Origin of the sequence: Candidatus Burkholderia verschuerenii, from assembly GCF_001189365.1 — a bacterium.
GTDB lineage: Bacteria > Pseudomonadota > Gammaproteobacteria > Burkholderiales > Burkholderiaceae > Caballeronia > Caballeronia verschuerenii.
The window spans coordinates 1-18,196 of the sequence record NZ_LFJJ01000107.1 but is presented as its reverse complement, the minus strand read 5'-3'; the positions used below and the strand labels follow the sequence as shown (position 1 = coordinate 18,196).

Sequence of the window (18,196 nt, the reverse complement as noted above, 5' to 3'; positions counted from 1 at the left end):
AGGACTGGCAGCGCGACGCCACCCGCGATCTGGCGACCGGTCGGACCGGCATGGCGCTGCACGCCTATCGCGCCCATGACCATGTGCATGTCGCGGAAACGAGAGAGCAGGCCCGCGATCATCTGATCGACGGCTGGGACAGGGATCGGCAAGCGTTTCCCGACAAGAGCCGTATCATCCTCACCGGCACCGGATGGCGCGAATCCGACATCGACCGCTGGGTCGCCAACCCCGTCGCATGGGGCCGCCGCAACGAGTTCGACTTCGATGATTGACGGCGACGGGAGGCAGGGACCGGCCAACGACAACCGCGCGCCGGAGGGCGAAAGGGAAGCCAAGGGCGATGCGTCCGAGCGGCTCGATACGGTCGTGTTCTCCATCGCCCGCCTGATCGGCCGCCGGTTGGCGCGGGAGCACTTCGAGACATTACGGGCGGCGAACGACAACGCGCCGTTCATCGATCGGAAGGAGTCGGAGGATGGAAGCCCAGGTTCCGATAACGACGAATGACATTCCGGATTCCGATCTTTCCTTTGCAAATAAGGAAGGAAGATGCTATCTAGATATTAAATCTAGAAAGGAGACTCCTATGGCCTTGAGCATCAAAACCGAGGAAGCTGACCGGCTGGCGCGGGAACTGTCTCGGTTGACCGGGGAAACCATGACCGATGCCATCACCCAAGCCATGCGGGAACGGCTGGAACGGGTGCGGGCCGAGCGAGAAATCCAGCGTGATTACGTTTCGCGTATGAAGACTTTCGTTCAGGAACGTGTCGGCCGTTATGATCGCCATCCGGTCACGAGCGAGGAATGGGATGAGGCTGTCGGCGACACGTCCGAAGCGCTTGGCGTCTCCCGATGATGGTCGTTGACGCCTCTGCCATCATCGCAATCCTATTCGAAGAGGCACAGGCAGCCGACTGCATGGACGCCCTTCAAACGAATGCTACTCGGATCATCTCGGCGGTGAATTACGTCGAGGCCGGAACGGTCATGGCGGGCAGGATCAGGAGCGGCGACCCGCGCGAGGCGATTGCCGATCTGGATGCGTTTCTCGCCGATTTCCGCATCTCGATTGCTCCCGTCGATGACAATCTCGCCCGCGCCGCGATGCGGGCGCGGGTGGATTACGGCAAGGGCTTTGGAACGCGAGGCGGTCTGAACTTTGGCGATTGCTTCGCCTATGCCTTGGCCAAACGGCACTCGGTTCCGCTTCTCTATGTCGGCGACGACTTCGCGCTGACGGACGTTCGGTCGGCTTTGTCACGATAGATAGGCCGCTGAAAGTCCGGGGAATGACAATGAGGAATGAAGTCATCTGAAAGAGAGAAGAGGTTTGTATCGATGACCCGCGTCGCCCTTTATGCCCGTTATTCCTCCGACAACCAGAGCGCGGCCTCGATCGAGGACCAGTTCCGGCTTTGCCGCGAGCAGGCCAAGCGCGAGCGCTGGCGCATCGTCGGCACTTATGAGGATGCGGCGATCTCGGGCGCCAGCACCATTCTCCGTCCCGGCATCCAGAAGCTCGTGCGCGATGCGCAGGGCGGTGTGTTCACGATCCTGTTGGCCGAGGCGCTGGACCGCATCAGCCGCGATCAGGCCGATGTGGCGACGCTCTACAAGCATCTGAAGTTCGCGGGCGTCACGATCGTCACGCTGGCCGAGGGGGAAATCTCCGAGTTGCACGTCGGGCTCAAGGGGACGATGAACGCGCTGTTTCTGAAAGACCTCGCGATGAAGACCCATCGTGGCCTGCGCGGGCGCGTGGAGAAGGGCAAGGCGGGCGGGGGGCTCTGCTATGGCTAGGCTACAAGGTCGTGAAGGCGTTCGACGCCAACGGCGAGCCGATCCGAGGCGATCGGGAGATCGTGCCAGAGGAAGCCGACACCATCCGCCGCATTTTCCGCGAGTTCGCGGCGGGCAAAAGCCCGAAGGCGATTGCCGTGGACCTCAACCGAGAAGGTGTTCCGGGACCGCTCGGTCGCGCGTGGGGCGACACCAGCATTCGAGGACACCAGACGCGTGGGACCGGCATCATCAACAACGAGCTTTATACCGGCGTGCTCGTGTGGAACCGGCTGCGCTTCGTCAAGGACCCGTCCACCGGCAAGCGGGTGTCGCGCATCAACCCGGAAAGCGCATGGATCAGGACCGAGGTGCCGCACCTCAGGATCGTCGATGATGGCCTCTGGCAGGCCGTTCGTGGCCGTCAGGCGCAGATCACGGCGCTGTTCGGCTCCAACCCGGCCAATACGCTGGAAGGCCGCATGAAGCGCGTCCATCTGGCGAACCGGCCTGTCCATCTCTTGTCCGGGCTTCTCACCTGCGGATGCTGCGGGGGCAAATACGGGATCATCACGCCGAACCGCTATGGCTGCCTCAACCATGTCCGGCGCGGCACCTGTGACAACGGCCGGACAATCATGGGTGATGTCATCGAGGCGCGTGTGCTGGCCGGTCTCAAGGAGAAGCTGGTGTCGTCGGCAGCTGTCGCTGAGGCGGTGCGCGCCTATGCGGACGAAATGAACCGGTTGAACCGCGACCGGCGCACGCAGACCGCGACGGATCGTAAGGCGCTCTCCAAGATCGAGAAGGCCATCGCCGGGATCATGGCGGCGATCGAGGACGGGCTTTACCAGCCGTCGATGAAGGCGCGCATGGAGGACCTCGAACGGCAGAAGGTGGAGATCGCCGAGCGGTTGGCGCAAGCGCCGGCCGATCTTCCCGACGTGCATCCGAACGTCGCCAACCTTTACCGCCTCCGGGTCGAGCGGCTGGCCGACGCGCTCGACGACCCAGACGGCGGCCGGCAGGCGGCGGAGGCGCTGCGCTCGCTGATCGGCGAGATCGTGCTGACGCCGGGTGCGAAGCGCGGCGAGGTGCATGCCACCCTACGCGGCGAGTTGTTCGGGATCCTCGACTTCATAAAAGACGAGGAAAAACAGGACTGTAGCCCTTTTATGCCAGCGGTCGTAGCGTGCCCCCGCAACCAAGTTTCAAAGCAAAGAGCCCGGTACAAGCCGGGCTCTTTGCTTTTCTGCGTCCGTTTTGCGTGATTCACATGAACGCTCGCCGAGTTGCACGCGAAAACCTCATCCCCAAAGCACGAAAAGCCTGCATAAGGATTTCCTCATGCAGGCTTCATGCATTCTTGCCAGCCTTCGCGGATCGGGGTGGCAACGTCAAGTTGCACAACCCTGCGAGCTAATCGCGCGATGCCGCGCGAAACCGCTACCCGATCCGAATCAGACTGCTGCTACGTCGCGATACTTACCGACCAACCCAGGGCAGAGCGCCCCGCGTCGATCAATAAAACTTCTTCGGCAATTGTGCGCGACGGATCTGCTTGCGCAGACGAGCGACAGCAGCAGCTTTCTTGCGCTTGCGCTCGGTGGTCGGCTTTTCATATGCCATGCGCGACTTGAGTTCCTGGATCAGGCCCGTGCGCTCGACGGTACGGCGAAAACGACGCATGGCGACGTCGAAAGGCTCGTTCTCTTTCAACAGAATCTTGGTCATTGAAATCTCGGTTGATCTGGCCCTGCCAGAATTTGGGGCAAAGCGCAATTGTACACTTTTTGAGAGCACCTCTGCACCCTCCATGTACGAAAATCTGCTAGCGCGGTCCCGAGACTCACATCGTATTTCGTTGAATAGAGACGACAATCCCGGAATACCCGCGTGGGCATCGGCTCAGAATCCGCGCGAACTGGCGGGTTTGGGCGCAACGGGCGCGTCGCTTCGGGCGGGTTGATCGATGGTCACGTCGCTTTGCGGGAGCGCGACGCACGGCAAAATCCAGCCGTCGGCCTTTTCCTCGGCGGTCAATCCCGGCCATTCGACGCGATAGCGGACTTCGCCCACGACGAGCTTGCACAGGTACGCGCGACAAGTTCCGTTGCGACACGAACGCGGCAGCGACAGCCCGGCGCGCAACGCGGCTTCGAGCAACGATTCGCCCGCGCGAACGGAAACGAAATGATGGTCCGGTTCGATCGTCAGCGCGAAATGATCGTTGCGGGAATCGCTCACGCCTGCACCTCGACCAGCTCGACGATGGCGCGCCCGTTGGTCAGATCGCGCAATTCGGCGGCGGCTTCTTCGCGCGATGCGGCCGCCATTCGCACGACCAGACGCACCGTCATGCCGTACGCGGATTCGCTCAGTTCGGCATCGTGCGTTTCGATCCAGCGGCGCACGCGCGCTTCGTCCGCGTAGTCGATTTCCACGGCGATCGCGGCGCGCTTGATGCGCTCCACGCGCTCGGCGAGCTGCATCGCGGTGGCGATGGCGTCGGTGTACGCGCGCACCAGTCCGCCCGCGCCCAGCTTGATGCCGCCGTAATAGCGCACGACCGCGGCCAGCACGCCGTCGACTTCGTGATGCCGCAGCACTTCGAGAATCGGCCGCCCGGCCGTGCCGGACGGCTCGCCGTCGTCGGACATGCCGGACTGGCCGCCCGCGAGCAGCGCCCAGCAGACGTGCGTCGCGGTCGGATGTTCGGCGCGCAGACGTTCGAGTTCGCGCATGGCGGCATCGCGGTCCGGGACCGGCAGGGCCAGCGCGATAAACCGGCTTTTGCGAATGTCGATTTCGGCGCTGACGGGAGAGGCGAGGGTATAGGTCGGCAGGGCGTGACATCTGAAAAGGTTATGCGCTCGCGGCGTCCGACGACACCAAGGTCCGCTGCATCAGCATGGTATCGACCCATCGGCCATGCTTGAAGCCGACATGCTTCAGCACGCCGACATGCTCGAAGCCGAGCCGCGCGTGCAGCGCGATCGAGCCGGCGTTGCCGCTGTTGCCGATCACCGCGATCATCTGCCGCCACGGTCCGCGTTCGCATCGGTTGATCAGCGCGCCGAGCAGCGCCAGCCCGATGCCGCGTCCGCGACATATACGGAGTCTTCGATCGTATGCCGATACGCCGAGCGCGGCCGGTAAGCCGACGCATACGCGTAGCCCGCGACGACGCCATCGAGTTCGGCGACGACATACGGCATGCCCGCGCCGACGATCGCCGCATGGCGCGCGCGCAGGTCGTCGACGGGAGGCGGCGTTTCCTCGAAGGTCGCCAGCGCGTGAAGCACATAGTGGGCGTAGATGCGCGCGATGGCGTCGAAATTGCCCGCCGCGGCCTCGCGGATAAACGGATGAGAAGCGTGCGCTGAAGTCATGGGGAAGTTCCGGCAATCGGTTCGGGAGAGACGTCGCGCGCTTCGAAGCGAAGGCATCGCACGAATTCCGAAACGCCGATTCTCTCATGCGGCTTCGAGGCAAAAAAAGGTCTGGCAAGCCGTGCGGAAGACCACCAAGCGGGTAATTTTTAGTCGCAAGAAATCATTGAATCGGGCAATCTTCGACCTCTACACTAAGTCGTTTGTCCGGCACCGCGAAAGGCCGCGTGCGTGGCGCTCGTCGCGCGCGGTTCACGGGGAAGAGCCGCCGAGCAGCCTGATGCGACGCGATCCGACGCGCGTGCGCGGATCGCAACGAGCCGGAACGAGGGCGCGCACCATAACAACATGCAATGAATAAACTTCAACGAGGAGCGCTCGCCGTGCTTCTGATCGTGATCGCCTCGACTGCCGCGCTCGCACCGGCCGGAATCGGCTATGTGTTCGCGCGCCGCACGCAGTTCCAGGACGACGCGACGCGCCTGTCCGTGATCGCCGATGCCGCGCTGCTCCACGCCGAAGACGTGTCGCGCCATCTGTCGGGCGCGCTCGGAGAAGTCGGCCGGGTGGCGGCCTTGCCCTGTTCGACGCTGTATCTGCGCGAATTGCGGCGCATCGCCACGCTTCACGCGCAGGTGCGCGATGCCGGCGCATACGATCGCGACGGCCACTGGCAATGCTCGTCGCTGCTGGGCGCGGTATCGGCGGGCACGCCCGAAAGCCTGTCGCTGCCCGCGCCCGACTGGCGCTCGCGCGATGGCGTCAGCGCCTGGTACGCGCTGGCGCATCTTTCCGGCGGCAAGGAATCGCTCGTGATGGGCCGCGACAGCGCGTACATTTCCGCCGATCCCCTGCAATACGTCGATACGCGCGCGCCGATCGGCCTCGCCGTCATCAACACCGAAGCCGATCGCGTGATCGCGCACACACCCGCCACCGACGCCGGCGCGGCGCTCGCGGTGTATCGCGCGAAGGCATCCGCGCCGGATTGCACGACTTACGTGGTGCGCCGTTCCGTGTCGATGCCGCTGGCGGTCGTGGTGAGCGCGCCGCATCAGACCCTGCATCAGCGGCTTGCGATGCTGCCGTGGGCGTGGCTGCTCGGCGGCATGGCGGCGGGCCTCGCGTGCGCGGGGTGGGCGGCGTTTCTAATCGTGCGGCATCTGTCGCCGCGCGGCCAGTTGCGCGACGCGGTGCGGCGGCATCAGTTCATCGTCGCGTATCAGCCGATCGTCGATCTCGCCACGCGGCGCTGCGTCGGCGCGGAAGCGCTGGTGCGCTGGAAATATCACGATCGCATCGTGCGGCCGGATCACTTCATTCCGCTGGCGGAGCATCGCGGGCTGATTCAGGCGATCACCGATCAGGTGCTCGATACCGTGCTACTCGAACTCGGCGATTTTCTGCGCCGCTACGAGGATTACTACGTGTCGGTGAATCTGTCGGCCTCGGATCTCACGACACATCGCTTTCTCGACGTGCTCGGGCCGACCATCGCGCAGCAGGGCGTGCGCGCGGGGCAGATCCGTATCGAGGCGACCGAGCGCAGTTTCCTCGACGCCGATGCCGCCAAGGAAGTCATCACCGCTTTTCGCGCGGCCGGTCACGCGGTTTATCTCGACGATTTCGGCACCGGTTATTCGAGCCTGTCGCATTTGCAGAACTTTCGCGTCGATGGCCTGAAAATCGACAAGTCCTTCGTCGATACGGTAGGACAGGACGCGGCGTCGTCGAGCGTGGCCTCGCATATCATCGACATGGCCGCGACGCTCGACGTGCAGGTGATCGCCGAGGGCATCGAGCGCGAGGAGCAGGCCGCGTATCTGAGCGCGCGCGGCGCGCGATTCGGCCAGGGCTGGCTGTTTTCCGCGCCGCTCACGGCCGCCGAGTTCATCCGTTTCGCGGGGCGCACGCGGTTCAACGGCGGCACTTGATCGCGGCGGAATCGGCAGCATCTGTGGGGTTTTGGAACGCACGGAGAAGCTCATGAACACGATGACGAACCAGCAAGCCACCCCATTCTGCGCGACGTGCGGCATCCGCTGCTGACGCTGCATCGCAGTGTGCTCGCGCATCTTCGGACACAGCACGAAGCGGAGTTCGGGCCGGTGTCGCCGGGCGAGTTTCTGCAGATCGTGATCAACGGCTCGGCGTATCGCTGGCTGTCGCCGCTGTCGACTTTGATCGCCGCGATGTTCAGCGCCGGCACGCGCGATCCGGCCTTCGCGGAACGCTTTCTGCCGCTGCTGCAGGAAAGCCCGGATATCGCTGTCGCGAACGGTCAGGTCGCGCAGGTCGTACGCGACTGAGCCCAAGGCTGAGCACGAGACTGGGCACGCGACCGAGCGAGTAGAATTCGAATCCGTCACGCGTCGCCTGCATTCGGGCGGCGCGCCGGGATCATCGAGGAGATAAGCGTTGGAGCCTACCGCCAAAGACGTCGCGACCAAGCTCGTCGCCGAGGACATACACAAGCGCTACGGTGACAACGAAGTGCTCAAGGGCGTGTCGCTGGCCGCGCGCGCGGGCGATGTGATCAGCATCATCGGCGCGAGCGGATCGGGCAAGAGCACCTTCCTGCGCTGCATCAATTTTCTGGAGCGGCCGAACGCGGGCCGCATCGTCGTCGATGGCGAAGCGGTACGCACCAAGGCCGACAAGACCGGCAATCTCGAAGTCGCGGATCACAAGCAGTTGCAGCGCGTGCGCACCAAGCTTGCGATGGTCTTCCAGCACTTCAATCTCTGGTCGCATATGACCGCCATCGAAAACGTGATGGAAGCGCCCATTCACGTTCTCGGCGTGTCGAAGAAGGAAGCGGAAGATCGCGCGCGCGAGTATCTGGAGAAGGTCGGCTTGCCGCCGCGCGTGGAAAAGCAGTATCCGTCGCATTTGTCGGGCGGGCAGCAGCAGCGCGTGGCGATTGCGCGCGCGCTCGCCATGCATCCCGATGTCATGCTGTTCGACGAACCGACGTCCGCGCTCGATCCCGAGCTCGTCGGCGAAGTGCTCAAGGTGATGCAGCGTCTGGCCGAGGAAGGCCGCACGATGATCGTTGTCACGCACGAAATGGGCTTCGCGCGCAACGTGTCGAATCACGTCATGTTCCTGCATCAGGGACGCACGGAAGAAGATGGCGCGCCGTCCGAGGTGCTGAGCGCGCCGAAGAGCGAACGGCTGCGTCAGTTCCTGTCGGGAAGCCTGAAATAACGTGACGCGCGCGCCGCTGCAAGTGGCGATCGTCGCGCTGCCGCCGCTGTCGATGAGCGGTCTCGGCCCGATCGTCGACAGTCTCGCGCTCGCCAACGAGATCGACGGGCGTCTGCTGTACGAATGGCGCGTCTATACGCACGATGGCCGCGCCGTGCCGCTCGCGGGCGGCGCGCACTGTCCCGCCCACGCCGCTTTCCACGACGACATCCGCTGCGACTGGCTAATCGTCGTCTCGGAACGCGATCGGCCGGTGGCGGATCAGGCGCGCTTTCTCGCGCGTCTCGCCGATGTGGCGTCCGTCACGCCCTGCGTCAGCGGCATTCATCACGGTGTCTGGTGGCTCGCGATGGCCGGGCGGCTCGCGGGCTATCGCGTCGCGGCGCATTCGGACCTGCATCGGTCGCTGGCCGCGCGATGTGCGGATATCGAACTCACGCAGCATCTCTTCGAAATCGATCGCGAGCGCGCGACTTGCGCGGGCGGTCAGGCGAGCATCGATTTCATGCTGGCGATGATCGCGCGCGAGCACGGTCAGGATCTCGCGGAACGCATCGCGGACGCGCTGGGCGCTGGCACCTTGCGCGCGGGCGGCGAGCGTCAGCGCATGCCGTCGTCGAGCGCGCCGGGCGAGCGCGATCCGCGTCTGAACGATGCGCTGCAACTGATGGCGGCGAATCTCGAAGAGCTGCTCGCCACCGACGATATCGCCGGTCTCGTCGGCATCTCGCGCCGGCAACTCGAACGCCTGTTCCGCCAGTATCTCGGCGCGATGCCGTCGAAGTACTACCTCGAACTCCGGCTCGTGGAGGCGCGCACGCAATTGCAGCGCACCAGCCAGTCGATCGTGCAGATCAGCCTTGCGTGCGGATTCGCGTCGGCGGCGCATTTTTCCAATGCGTATCGTGATCGATTCGGCGTCACGCCGCGCGAGGAACGCCGCAACTTTATCGAAAATCTGCCCGCGCGCCGCTGACTCTTGCGAAAACGCCCCGCGACGCATGTCGCGAACGCGCAAGACGGAACCCGCGCGATTGCCTAAACTCGAACTCGTTGCATTGCACAGACGAGAGGTGGCTCATGAGCGGGACCGATGTGAATCGCGGGACATTCGACGAAGTCATGGTGCCGGTGTTCTCGCCGGCCGGTTTCGTGCCCGACCGGGGACGCGGCTCGCGCGTCTGGGATACCGAAGGCCGCGACCACGTGGACTTCGCGGGCGGTATCGCGGTGAAGGCGCTCGGCCACGGCCATCCCGAACTGCTGAAAGTGCTGCACGAGCAGGGCGACAAGCTCTGGCATATCGGCAACGGCTATACCAACGCGCCGGTCTTGCGCCTCGCCAGACGCCTGACCGATCTGACCTTCGCCGATCGCGCGTTCTTCGCCAATTCGGGCGCGGAGGCCAACGAGGCCGCGCTGAAACTGGCGCGCCGCTATGCCATCGACCGGCATGGCGAAAAGAAGATCGACATCCTTTCCTTCACGCAGTCGTTTCACGGACGCACGTTTTTCACGGTGAGCGTCGGCGGCCAGCCGAAATACGCGGAAGGCTTCGGCCCGCAGCCGCAGGGCATTCGCCATCTGCCGTATAACGATTTGCCGCGCGCGCTGGAAGCCATCGGTCCGAACACTTGCGCGGTGATCGTCGAGCCGGTGCAGGGCGAAGGCGGCGTGATTCCCGCCGATCCCGCTTTCCTCAAAGGCCTGCGAGATGCCTGCACCGAACACGACGCGCTGCTGATTTTCGACGAAGTGCAGACCGGCGTCGGCCGCACCGGAACGTTCTACGCCTATATGCAATATGGCGTGACGCCCGACATTCTCACGAGCGCGAAGGCGCTGGGCAACGGCTTTCCGATCGGCGTGATGCTGACCACGAACGATATCGCCGCGCACTTCAAGGTCGGCGTGCACGGCACGACTCACGGCGGCAATCCGCTGGGCGCGTCGATCGCGGACAAGGTGGTGAGCTGATCAGCGATCCGAAGCTGCTGGAAGGCGTCAACGCGCGCAGCGAGGCGATCAAGCTGCATCTCGAACGCCTCAACGAACGTCACGGATTATTCAAGGAGATTCGCGGACGCGGCTTGCTGATCGGCGCTGAACTGAGCGATGCCTACAAGGACCGCGCGAAAGACGTGCTTAACGCGGCCGCCGCGCACGGCGTCATCATGCTGATCGCGGGACCGAACGTGCTGCGCTTCGCGCCGTCGCATCGTGATGCCGCTCGACGATCTGCACGAAGGCTTCGCGCGCATCGGCCGGGCCGTCGAGCAGGTCGTCAACGAAAAACGCTGATTCAGGGCTCAACGATGCTATTCGTCCGTCCCGCCAGGCTCGCCGATCTAGACGAACTGGAGCGCATGGCGCGCGCCGCGCAACCCGTGCTGCATTCGCTGCCGCGCGACCGGCGCGCGCTGGAATCGCGCATCGCGTTGTCCGAGGATTCGTTTCGCGCGGAAGTCGATTTTCCGGGCGAGGAGTTCTATCTGTTCGTGCTCGAGGATGCGCGCACCGGCAAGCTGCTCGGCACCTCGAGCATCGTCGCGTCGGCGGGATACGCCGAGCCGTTCTATGCCTTTCGCAACGACGCGCTGATTCACGCGTCGCGCGAGCTCAAGGTGAATCGCAAGATTCACGCGCTCACCATGTCGCACGAATTGACGGGCAAGAGCCGGCTGACGGGCTTTTACATCGATCCGTCCTTGCGAAGTCCAACCGACGACGCGTGCGCGCATCTGCTCTCACGCGCGCGCATGCTGTACGTCGCGGCGAATCGCAAGCGCTTTTCCGGCGAGCTATTCTCGCTGATGCTCGGCGTCACCGACGACACCGGCGCATCGCCGTTCTGGGAGGTGGTCGGCCGCAAGTTCTTCGGACGCGACTTCTCGAGCAGGTCGAAATGGAGTCGGGCGGACGCAGTCGCACCTTTATCGCCGAAGTGATGCCGAGTTATCCGCTGTACGTGCCGCTGCTGCCGGCCGATGCGCAGCGCGTGCTGGGCGAGCCGAACGCGGGCACGCTGCTCGCCTACGACATTCATCTGGAAGAAGGTTTCGAGCCGGATCGCTACGTCGATATCTTCGATGCGGGTCCGGTGCTGACGATCGCCGTCGGCAAAAGCGCATCGGCATCGGCAAGCGAGTTGCGAGAGGTGCGCGAAGCACGCGATGGCGCGGCGACTGACGGCGCGCCATATCTGGTCGCGGCGGGCGGCGCGCACGCGTTCCGCTGCGCGGTCGCGCGTCTGGGCAGGGCGCGTGGCGACGGCGCGGCGCTCGACGCCGACGCGTGCGCGGCATTGGGTGTCGCGGAGAAGGACACGGTGCGGTGCGTGCCGTTGCATCAGGCATCGGGAGAAATGCAATGATCGTCGTGCGATGCACGCAGCCGGAAGACGTCGACGCGCTGGTCGCGCTCGCGAAGGAAACCGGTCTGGGCCTGACCACCTTCAAGCCGGATCGCGCGGCGCTGGCCGCCCGCGTCGAACGCGTACGCCGCACGCTCGCGGGCGATGCGCAAGCCTTCGAAGCCGGTTATCTCTTCGTGATGGAAGACACCGCGACCGGCGATATCGCGGGCGTGTGCGGCATCGAAACCGAAGTCGGGCTGGAGCAGCCGTTCTACAACTATCGCGTCTCGACGGTCGTGCATGCGAGTCAGGACATGGGCGTGTGGACGCGCATGTCGCTGCTCAATATCTCGCACGATCTGACCGGTTACTCGGAAGTGTGCTCGCTGTTTCTGAGCCCGCGTTATCGCACGGCGGGCGTGGGCGGCTTGCTGTCGCGCTCGCGTTTCATGTTCATCGCGCAATTTACCGAGCGTTTTCCGCAGCGCCTGTGCGCGGAATTGCGCGGTCATTTCGATGAAAACGGCGAATCGCCGTTCTGGAACGCGGTCGGCTCGCACTTCTATCAGATCGATTTCAACGAAGCCGAGATTATCTGAGTTCGCACGGCAAGAAGTCGTTCGTCGCGGAACTGATGCCGCGCTATCCCGTGTATCTCGATCTGTTGCCGGACGAGGCGAAACACGCCGTCGGCGTGACGCACAAGGACACCGCGCCCGCGCGCAAGATGCTCGAAGCGGAAGGCCTGCGCTATGAGAATCACGTCGATATCTTCGATGCCGGTCCGGTGCTCGAATGCCATATCGGCGACTTGCGCACGGTGCGCGAGAGCGTGCTGGCGACGGTGCGTATCGGCGAACGCGCGTCGAATGCGGACGATGCCGCGAAGAGCCTCGTCGCGAACACCTCGCTCGACGATTTCCGCTGGGGCGCGACCTCGGGCGCGGTCCATGCCGGCGCGTTCCTGCTGACGGCCGACGAAGCCGCCGCGCTGCGCGTGAAAGATGGCGACACCGTGCGCGTGCTGACCTCGTACCCACGCGCGAAATAAAGAGAGACGACATGGATCTGTATATCGGCGGTGAATGGCAGGAAGGCAAAGGCAGCGCGTTCGCCTCGCGCAATCCGGGCAACGATGAAGTCGTGTGGCAAGGCGCGAGCGCGTCGGCCGACGACGTCGATCGCGCGGTGCTGGCTGCGCGGCGTCCGTTCGGCAGATGCCCCGGAAAGTTATACGGCCCGAACACCGCGACGACGCCATGCGGCCGATGCCGCAGCACCGCGACGCCATCGGCCATCGGCGCGCGCTTTTCTCCGGTGCGCTCGTGATACGCCTGCACGGAGATATCGACCTTCGCGGCCATCGACGCCACTTCGGTGCGCGCTTCCCACAGCGGCTTGCCGGTTTCGCGTCCGATCGCGTTCGCAAGCGCTTCCTTGTTCTCGTTGAGCAATGCGGCAAAGCGTTTCGCGATGGCGACGCGGTCGTCGAACGGCATTGCCGACCACGACGCGAAGGGACATATCGTGCCCGCGCTGATCGCGGGCAACGCGGTCGTCTTCAAGCCGTCCGAACTCGCGCCCGGCGTCGCGGCGGCGACCGTCGCGTTGTGGATTCAGGCGGGTCTGCCCGCGGGCGTGCTGAACCTCGTGCAGGGCGAGAAGGACACGGGCGTGGCGCTTGCCAATCATCGGCAGATCGACGGGCTGTTTTTCACCGGCAGTTCGGATACCGGCACGCTGCTGCACAAGCAGTTCGGCGGCCGTCCCGAGATTGTGCTGGCGCTTGAAATGGGCGGCAACAATCCGCTGGTCGTATCGAAGGTCGAGGATATCGACGCGGCCGTGCATCACACGATCCAGTCGGCGTTTCTGTCGGCGGGGCAGCGTTGCACGTGCGCGCGGCGTCTGTTCGTTCCCAACGATGCCTTCGGTCAGCGCTTCATGCAGCGTCTCGTCGATGTGAGCGCGGCGATCCGCGTCGGCGCATTCGACGACGAACCGCAGCCCTTCATGGGCGCGGTGATTTCGGCGCGCGCGGCATCGCGTCTGATGACGGCGCAAACGCGTCTGATCGATGCGGGCGCGACTGTCACGCTCGAAATGCAGCAACGCGCGCCGCATCTCGGCTACGTCTCGCCCGCGATACTCGACATCACCAACGCGCGCGACGTGCCGGACGAAGAGCACTTCGGCCCGCTGCTGCAAGTCGCGCGCTACCAGACGTTCGACGAAGCGATCGAGCGCGCCAACGACACCGCTTACGGCCTGTCCGCTGGCCTGCTCGCCGACGACGAAGCCGCGTGGACGCACTTCCAGCACACCATTCGCGCGGGCATCGTCAACTGGAACCGGCCGACCAACGGCGCGTCGTCGGCAGCGCCGTTCGGCGGAATCGGGCACTCGGGGAATCAGCGGCCGAGCGCGTATTACGCGGCCGATTACTGCTCGTATCCGATGGCATCGGTGGAAAGCGCGCAATTGCAGATGCCCGCGAGCGTATCGCCGGGACTCACGTTTTGATGGCGGAAATCGATATGCAGGCATCCGAAGCGAATTTCGACGGGCTGGTCGGCCCGACGCACAACTATGCGGGCTTGTCGTTCGGCAACGTCGCGTCGCGCAACAACGAGAAGTCGGTGGCGAATCCGAAAGCGGCCGCCAAGCAGGGCGTGCGCAAGATGAAGCGGCTCGCGGACCTGGGCTTTCGTCAGGGCATGTTGCCGCCGCTCGAACGGCCATCGGTGAAACTGTTGCGCGCGGTCGGTTTCAGCGGCGACGATGCAAGCGTGATCGCCCGCGCCGCGCGCGAAGCGCCCGAACTGCTTGCCGCCGCGAGTTCCGCCTCCGCGATGTGGACGGCCAACGCGGCGACGGTCAGTCCATCGGCGGATACGGCGGATGCGCGCGTGCATTTCACGCCCGCGAATCTTGCCGCCAAGCTACATCGCGCGATCGAACATGGCGAAACGCGCCGCACGCTGTCCGCGATCTTCGCCGACGAAGCGCGTTTCGCGATCCATCACGCGTTGCCCGGCACGCCCGCGCTCGGCGACGAAGGCGCGGCCAATCACACGCGCTTCGCGGCTGAATACGGCGCGAAGGGCGTCGAGGTTTTCGTCTATGGACGCAGCGAATACGGACAAGGACCGCAGCCGCAGCGCTATCCCGCGCGGCAGACGCTCGAAGCCAGCCGCGCGGTCGCGCGTCTGCACGGTCTCGCCGACGATGCCACGGTGTTCGCGCAGCAGACGCCCGAGGTCATCGACGCGGGCGTGTTTCATAACGACGTGATCGCGGTCGGCAATCTCACGACGCTGTTCTGTCATGAACGCGCCTTCGTCGATCAGCACAAGGTCTACGATGAACTCGCCGCCAAACTGCGCGCACACGGCGCGGAATGCACGCCGCTCGAAGTGCCGGAAAGCGAAGTGAGCGTCGCCGATGCGGTGTCGTCGTATCTGTTCAACAGCCAGTTGCTGTCGCGCGCGGATGGCACGCAAGTGCTCGTCGTGCCGCAGGAATGCCGCGAGAACGCGCGCGTCGCCGCTTATCTCGATGCACTCGGCACGCGCGCGACGCCCATCGACGAAGTGCTCGTTTTCGATCTGCGCGAGAGCATGAAGAACGGCGGCGGTCCGGCGTGTCTGCGTCTGCGGGTCGTGCTGAACGAGGCGGAATGCGCGGCGGTGAACGGCGGCGTCTGGATGAACGACGCGTTGTTCGCCAGGCTTGATGCCTGGATCGAGCGCCACTATCGCGACCGTCTCGCGCCCGCCGATCTCGCCGATCCGCAGTTGCTGAACGAATCGCGTGCCGCGCTCGATGAACTGACCACGCTTCTCGGACTCGGTGCCGTCTATGACTTCCAGCGCTGATTTGCTCGACGATTTTCTCGCCTTCACGCTCGCGGGCACACGGCCCGACAGGACTTCGGGCACGACGGCGGCGGGCGTGCATTGGACGTGGCAGGACGACGGCATGCTGCTGTTCGAGCCGTCGAAGCAAGCGACGCACAGCGTGCTCGTATCGGCGGGCGTTCACGGCGATGAAACCGCGTCCATCGAGATGCTTTCGCGGCTCGTCGCGGATATCGCGAACGGCAGCGTGCCGCTGCAATCGCGCATGCTCGTGATTCTCGGCAATATCGACGCGATGCGCGCGGGCCAGCGCTATCTCGACGACGATCTGAATCGCCTGTTCAGCGGACGTCACGCGAGTCTGCCGCAGTCGCACGAAGCGCCGCGCGCCGCGCAGCTCGAAGCCACCGCGCTGCATTTCTTCGATGGCGTCGCGCATCCGAAGTGGCATATCGACATGCATACGGCGATTCGCGGCTCGGTCTTCGAGCAGTTCGCGCTGCTGCCGCACACCGATGCGCCGCTTTCGCGCGCGATGTTCGACTGGCTGAGCGACGCGCGCCTGCAAGCCGTACTGCTGCACAAGGAGAAGAGCAACACCTTCGTGCATTTCACCGCGCACGCGGCGGGCGCGCTGGCGTGCACGCTGGAACTGGGCCGTGTCCGGCCGTTCGGCGCGAACGATCTGTCGCGTTTCGCGGCATCGGATGCGGCGTTGCGTCGACTGATCGCGGGCGATGCGCGCGCCGAACACGCGCCGCTGCGCGTCTTTACCGTGGTCGCGCAGATCGACAAGCGCAGCGAGCAGTTCGTGCTCAACGTCGCGAGCGATGTGCCGAATTTCACGCCGTTTGCGATCGGCACGGAACTCGCGCACGACGGCGAGTATCGCTATCGCGTGTCGCACGACGAGGAGCGCATCGTGTTTCCGAATCCGAAAGTGAAGCCCGGTTTGCGCGCCGGTTTGATGGTCGTCGACACGACCGACGAAACGCTCGCCTCGCTCACCTGAAGCTTCCTCCGACAGCCTTCCGTGGGTCGCGCGCTACAATCGCGGCCCTGTCCTCGCCGTATCGGACAGCGAGAACTATCCGCATTGGAAGGAGAAACAAGGTGAAGAAACTGCATTGGGCCGCCGCGCGCAAGATCGCGGTCGGCGCCGCGCTCGTCACGATCGCGCTCGGCGCGCACGCCGCCGACGGCACGAAGGAACTGCGCTTCGGCGTCGAGGCATCGTATGCGCCGTTCGAATCGAAGACGCCGACGGGACAACTGGTGGGCTTCGATATCGACATCGGCAACGCGGTGTGCGCGAAGCTGAAGATGAAATGCGTCTGGGTCGAGAACGCGTTCGACGGCCTGATTCCGGCGCTGCAGGCACGCAAGTTCGACGCGATCGATTCCGACATGACGATCACGGACAAGCGCAAGCTCGCCATCGACTTCACCGATCCGATCTACATGATCCCCAACCAGTTGATCGCGAAGAAGGGCAGCGCGATCCTGCCGACCGTGGACGGGCTGAAGGGCAAGCGCGTCGGCGTGTTGCAGGGTTCGATCCAGGAAGCCTACGCGAAGGCGAAATGGGCGACGGCGGGCATCGATGTGGAGTCGTATCAGGCGCAGGATCAGGTCACGCCGATCTGGCCTCGGGCCGTCTGGACGCGGCGTTTCAGGACGCCGAAGCGGCATCGAAGGGCTTTCTGAAGCAGCCGCAGGGCGCGGGCTTCGCGTTTGCGGGTCCGGCGGTGTCGGATGACAAGCTGTTGGGCGCGGGTGTGGGCTTCGGCGTGCGCAAGAGCGACAAGGCGCTGAAGGACGCGCTCAATCGCGCGTTGAAGGAACTGAAGGAAGACGGGTCGATCGATCGCTTTGCGGCGAAGTATTTTGATGTGAAGGTGGTGTTGAAGTAGGGTTCGGCGTGCCTCGCGCTTCGGGTTTTTCGGAGCGTGAGGCAGAGGCTCTGTCTTGCAGTACTTTACCGTTTGGCGAGTGCCCTGATCGCCACGCGATGCGTGGAAATCGTTCGGCGGATCGCATCGAGCACGCGTTGCCGACCTTCCTCAGTCGACATATCGATTGCCTTCTCGGGAGAAGGCAATATCTTGACGCGCGGCGGAATGTTTTCTATGGCGATTCCGCCGATGGTTCTCGATTTCATTTGGCGCATCCGTTTAAGCGATGCGCTCGATTTTAACGGTGGTTTCGGGCGTCTGGTCCCTCACATCGGCCAGCAATTCGCGGCTTTGCGGATTGTCGCGATCGTAGATGCCGCGCGAAATGCTCTCCACGTGGCCTTTCAGCTCGCCGCCGCTCATCAGCCGGATCTGCGCGCGATCGCCGATGCGCACGTGCGGCAGCTTGGTTTCCTCGAAGTAGCCGTAGACCCAGAACGAATGGCTATCGACGATGGCCAGCTTCGCCGCGCCCGCCGTCGCGAAATCGCCGCGAAACACGCTCAGGTTGGTTACATAGTCTGGCCTGCAAAATTGAATTTGCCGGAATGGACCCAACGACGCAGTCTGGTGCAGACGTAAACGCACATCTCAGCCAGGTCTGCAGCGCACGAGTAGAGGTTGAGGCATGACGTTGAG

At 64.3% G+C, this 18,196-nt stretch carries 16 protein-coding genes and 9 pseudogenes; 18 read left to right on the top strand and 7 right to left on the bottom strand.

Translation table 11 applies throughout. From position 1 onward, the window contains the following. The 6 genes from BVER_RS17815 to BVER_RS17795 all read left to right on the top strand — a co-directional run. A partial coding sequence (locus BVER_RS17815) for a hypothetical protein (protein WP_269750773.1) occupies positions 1–275 on the top strand: 275 nt, incomplete at its 5' end. Beyond that, positions 268–510: a hypothetical protein gene (locus BVER_RS17810; protein WP_050454446.1), complete on the top strand. Its 243-nt coding sequence runs from the start codon at positions 268–270 to the stop codon at positions 508–510. The genes BVER_RS17815 and BVER_RS17810, both read left to right, overlap by 8 nt. Positions 511–589: 79 nt before the next feature. Beyond that, positions 590–862 carry a type II toxin-antitoxin system VapB family antitoxin gene (locus tag BVER_RS17805; protein WP_050454445.1) on the top strand — a complete coding sequence of 91 codons (273 nt, stop codon included), beginning with the start codon at positions 590–592 and terminating at the stop codon, positions 860–862. After that, complete coding sequence (locus tag BVER_RS17800; protein WP_083452232.1) at positions 859–1,272, top strand: type II toxin-antitoxin system VapC family toxin; 414 nt, start codon at positions 859–861, stop codon at positions 1,270–1,272. Before BVER_RS17805 ends, BVER_RS17800 begins: the two co-directional genes overlap by 4 nt. Before the next feature lie 72 nt (positions 1,273–1,344). Continuing rightward, the gene (locus BVER_RS32640; RefSeq protein WP_198155290.1) at positions 1,345–1,806 is read left to right on the top strand and encodes a recombinase family protein; all 462 of its coding nucleotides are present in this window, start codon (positions 1,345–1,347) and stop codon (positions 1,804–1,806) included. Between the two features lie 11 nt (positions 1,807–1,817). Beyond that, positions 1,818–3,056 (top strand): recombinase family protein, encoded by a 1,239-nt coding sequence (locus BVER_RS17795; RefSeq protein WP_198155289.1) that lies wholly within the window; start codon positions 1,818–1,820, stop codon positions 3,054–3,056. Positions 3,057–3,306: 250 nt separating this feature from the next. Here the strand turns inward: BVER_RS17795 and rpsU are convergent, their stop codons facing one another. From rpsU to BVER_RS17775, 4 genes and pseudogenes are all read right to left on the bottom strand, one after another. Beyond that, entirely contained in the window at positions 3,307–3,519 is a 213-nt protein-coding gene (gene rpsU, locus BVER_RS17790) for a 30S ribosomal protein S21 (RefSeq protein ID WP_050454444.1), read from the bottom strand. Between the two features lie 174 nt (positions 3,520–3,693). Next, a complete protein-coding gene (locus BVER_RS17785) occupies positions 3,694–4,002 on the bottom strand; it encodes a 2Fe-2S iron-sulfur cluster-binding protein (RefSeq protein WP_050454448.1) in 309 nt (102 codons plus the stop codon). Between the two features lie 26 nt (positions 4,003–4,028). Beyond that, complete coding sequence (locus BVER_RS17780) at positions 4,029–4,631, bottom strand: IMPACT family protein (RefSeq protein ID WP_050454443.1); 603 nt, start codon at positions 4,629–4,631, stop codon at positions 4,029–4,031. Between the two features lie 19 nt (positions 4,632–4,650). Beyond that, positions 4,651–5,177: pseudogene (locus BVER_RS17775) on the bottom strand (GNAT family N-acetyltransferase). Positions 5,178–5,530: 353 nt separating this feature from the next. Between BVER_RS17775 and BVER_RS17770 the strand changes: the two are divergent. From BVER_RS17770 to astD, 8 genes and pseudogenes are all read left to right on the top strand, one after another. Further along, positions 5,531–7,111, top strand: a complete 1,581-nt coding sequence (locus tag BVER_RS17770) for an EAL domain-containing protein (RefSeq protein ID WP_050454442.1) — start codon at positions 5,531–5,533, stop codon at positions 7,109–7,111. A gap of 87 nt (positions 7,112–7,198) precedes the next feature. Further along, positions 7,199–7,486, top strand: coding sequence for a hypothetical protein (locus BVER_RS17765; protein WP_232316612.1), 288 nt, complete (start codon positions 7,199–7,201; stop codon positions 7,484–7,486). Between the two features lie 109 nt (positions 7,487–7,595). Then, positions 7,596–8,387, top strand: a complete 792-nt coding sequence (locus tag BVER_RS17760) for an ABC transporter ATP-binding protein (protein WP_050454440.1) — start codon at positions 7,596–7,598, stop codon at positions 8,385–8,387. Between the two features lie 52 nt (positions 8,388–8,439). Next, a complete protein-coding gene (locus BVER_RS17755) occupies positions 8,440–9,363 on the top strand; it encodes a GlxA family transcriptional regulator (RefSeq protein ID WP_083452233.1) in 924 nt (307 codons plus the stop codon). Between the two features lie 104 nt (positions 9,364–9,467). Continuing rightward, a pseudogene (locus BVER_RS17750) lies at positions 9,468–10,688 on the top strand (aspartate aminotransferase family protein). A gap of 14 nt (positions 10,689–10,702) precedes the next feature. Continuing rightward, positions 10,703–11,760, top strand: a pseudogene (gene aruF / locus BVER_RS17745) (arginine/ornithine succinyltransferase subunit alpha). Beyond that, positions 11,757–12,793, top strand: a pseudogene (gene astA / locus BVER_RS17740) (arginine N-succinyltransferase). Before aruF ends, astA begins: the two co-directional pseudogenes overlap by 4 nt. Before the next feature lie 11 nt (positions 12,794–12,804). Continuing rightward, positions 12,805–12,955: pseudogene (gene astD, locus BVER_RS36305) on the top strand (succinylglutamate-semialdehyde dehydrogenase); the annotation flags it as partial. Here astD and BVER_RS34040 read toward each other — a convergent pair. After that, positions 12,948–13,259 (bottom strand): annotated as a pseudogene (locus BVER_RS34040) (aldehyde dehydrogenase family protein); the annotation flags it as partial. The pseudogenes astD and BVER_RS34040 sit on opposite strands and share 8 nt — an antisense overlap. On the opposite strand from BVER_RS34040, the pseudogene BVER_RS17735 reads away from it, so the two are divergent. The 4 genes and pseudogenes from BVER_RS17735 to BVER_RS17720 form a co-directional block, all read left to right on the top strand. Beyond that, positions 13,255–14,265 (top strand): annotated as a pseudogene (locus tag BVER_RS17735) (succinylglutamate-semialdehyde dehydrogenase); the annotation flags it as partial. The pseudogenes BVER_RS34040 and BVER_RS17735 sit on opposite strands and share 5 nt — an antisense overlap. Before the next feature lie 14 nt (positions 14,266–14,279). Then, a complete protein-coding gene (astB, locus tag BVER_RS17730) occupies positions 14,280–15,620 on the top strand; it encodes an N-succinylarginine dihydrolase (protein WP_050454447.1) in 1,341 nt (446 codons plus the stop codon). Then, a complete protein-coding gene (astE, locus tag BVER_RS17725; RefSeq protein ID WP_050454438.1) occupies positions 15,604–16,614 on the top strand; it encodes a succinylglutamate desuccinylase in 1,011 nt (336 codons plus the stop codon). The genes astB and astE overlap by 17 nt, the downstream gene beginning before the upstream one ends. 134 nt (positions 16,615–16,748) lie before the next feature. Then, positions 16,749–17,515: pseudogene (locus BVER_RS17720) on the top strand (ABC transporter substrate-binding protein). Positions 17,516–17,580: 65 nt separating this feature from the next. Here the strand turns inward: BVER_RS17720 and BVER_RS17715 are convergent. Both BVER_RS17715 and BVER_RS17710 read right to left on the bottom strand, forming a co-directional pair. Continuing rightward, positions 17,581–17,763: a hypothetical protein gene (locus BVER_RS17715; protein WP_157056110.1), complete on the bottom strand. Its 183-nt coding sequence runs from the start codon at positions 17,761–17,763 to the stop codon at positions 17,581–17,583. A 61-nt stretch (positions 17,764–17,824) separates the two neighbouring features. Further along, positions 17,825–18,076, bottom strand: a pseudogene (locus tag BVER_RS17710) (efflux transporter periplasmic adaptor subunit); the annotation flags it as partial. Positions 18,077–18,196 lie beyond the last annotated feature (120 nt).

What these genes read in the sequence shown, in the direction of transcription:
- BVER_RS17755 (WP_083452233.1), top strand. Translation starts at nt 8,440, where the DNA reads ATGAGCGGTCTCGGCCCGATCGTCGACAGTCTCGCGCTCGCCAACGAG.
- BVER_RS17800 (WP_083452232.1), top strand. Translation starts at nt 859, where the DNA reads ATGATGGTCGTTGACGCCTCTGCCATCATCGCAATCCTATTCGAAGAG.
- astB (WP_050454447.1), top strand. Translation starts at nt 14,280, where the DNA reads ATGCAGGCATCCGAAGCGAATTTCGACGGGCTGGTCGGCCCGACGCAC.
- BVER_RS17715 (WP_157056110.1), bottom strand. Translation starts at nt 17,763, where the DNA reads ATGAAATCGAGAACCATCGGCGGAATCGCCATAGAAAACATTCCGCCG.
- rpsU (WP_050454444.1), bottom strand. Translation starts at nt 3,519, where the DNA reads ATGACCAAGATTCTGTTGAAAGAGAACGAGCCTTTCGACGTCGCCATG.
- BVER_RS17770 (WP_050454442.1), top strand. Translation starts at nt 5,531, where the DNA reads ATGAATAAACTTCAACGAGGAGCGCTCGCCGTGCTTCTGATCGTGATC.
- BVER_RS17810 (WP_050454446.1), top strand. Translation starts at nt 268, where the DNA reads ATGATTGACGGCGACGGGAGGCAGGGACCGGCCAACGACAACCGCGCG.
- BVER_RS17805 (WP_050454445.1), top strand. Translation starts at nt 590, where the DNA reads ATGGCCTTGAGCATCAAAACCGAGGAAGCTGACCGGCTGGCGCGGGAA.
- astE (WP_050454438.1), top strand. Translation starts at nt 15,604, where the DNA reads ATGACTTCCAGCGCTGATTTGCTCGACGATTTTCTCGCCTTCACGCTC.
- BVER_RS32640 (WP_198155290.1), top strand. Translation starts at nt 1,345, where the DNA reads ATGACCCGCGTCGCCCTTTATGCCCGTTATTCCTCCGACAACCAGAGC.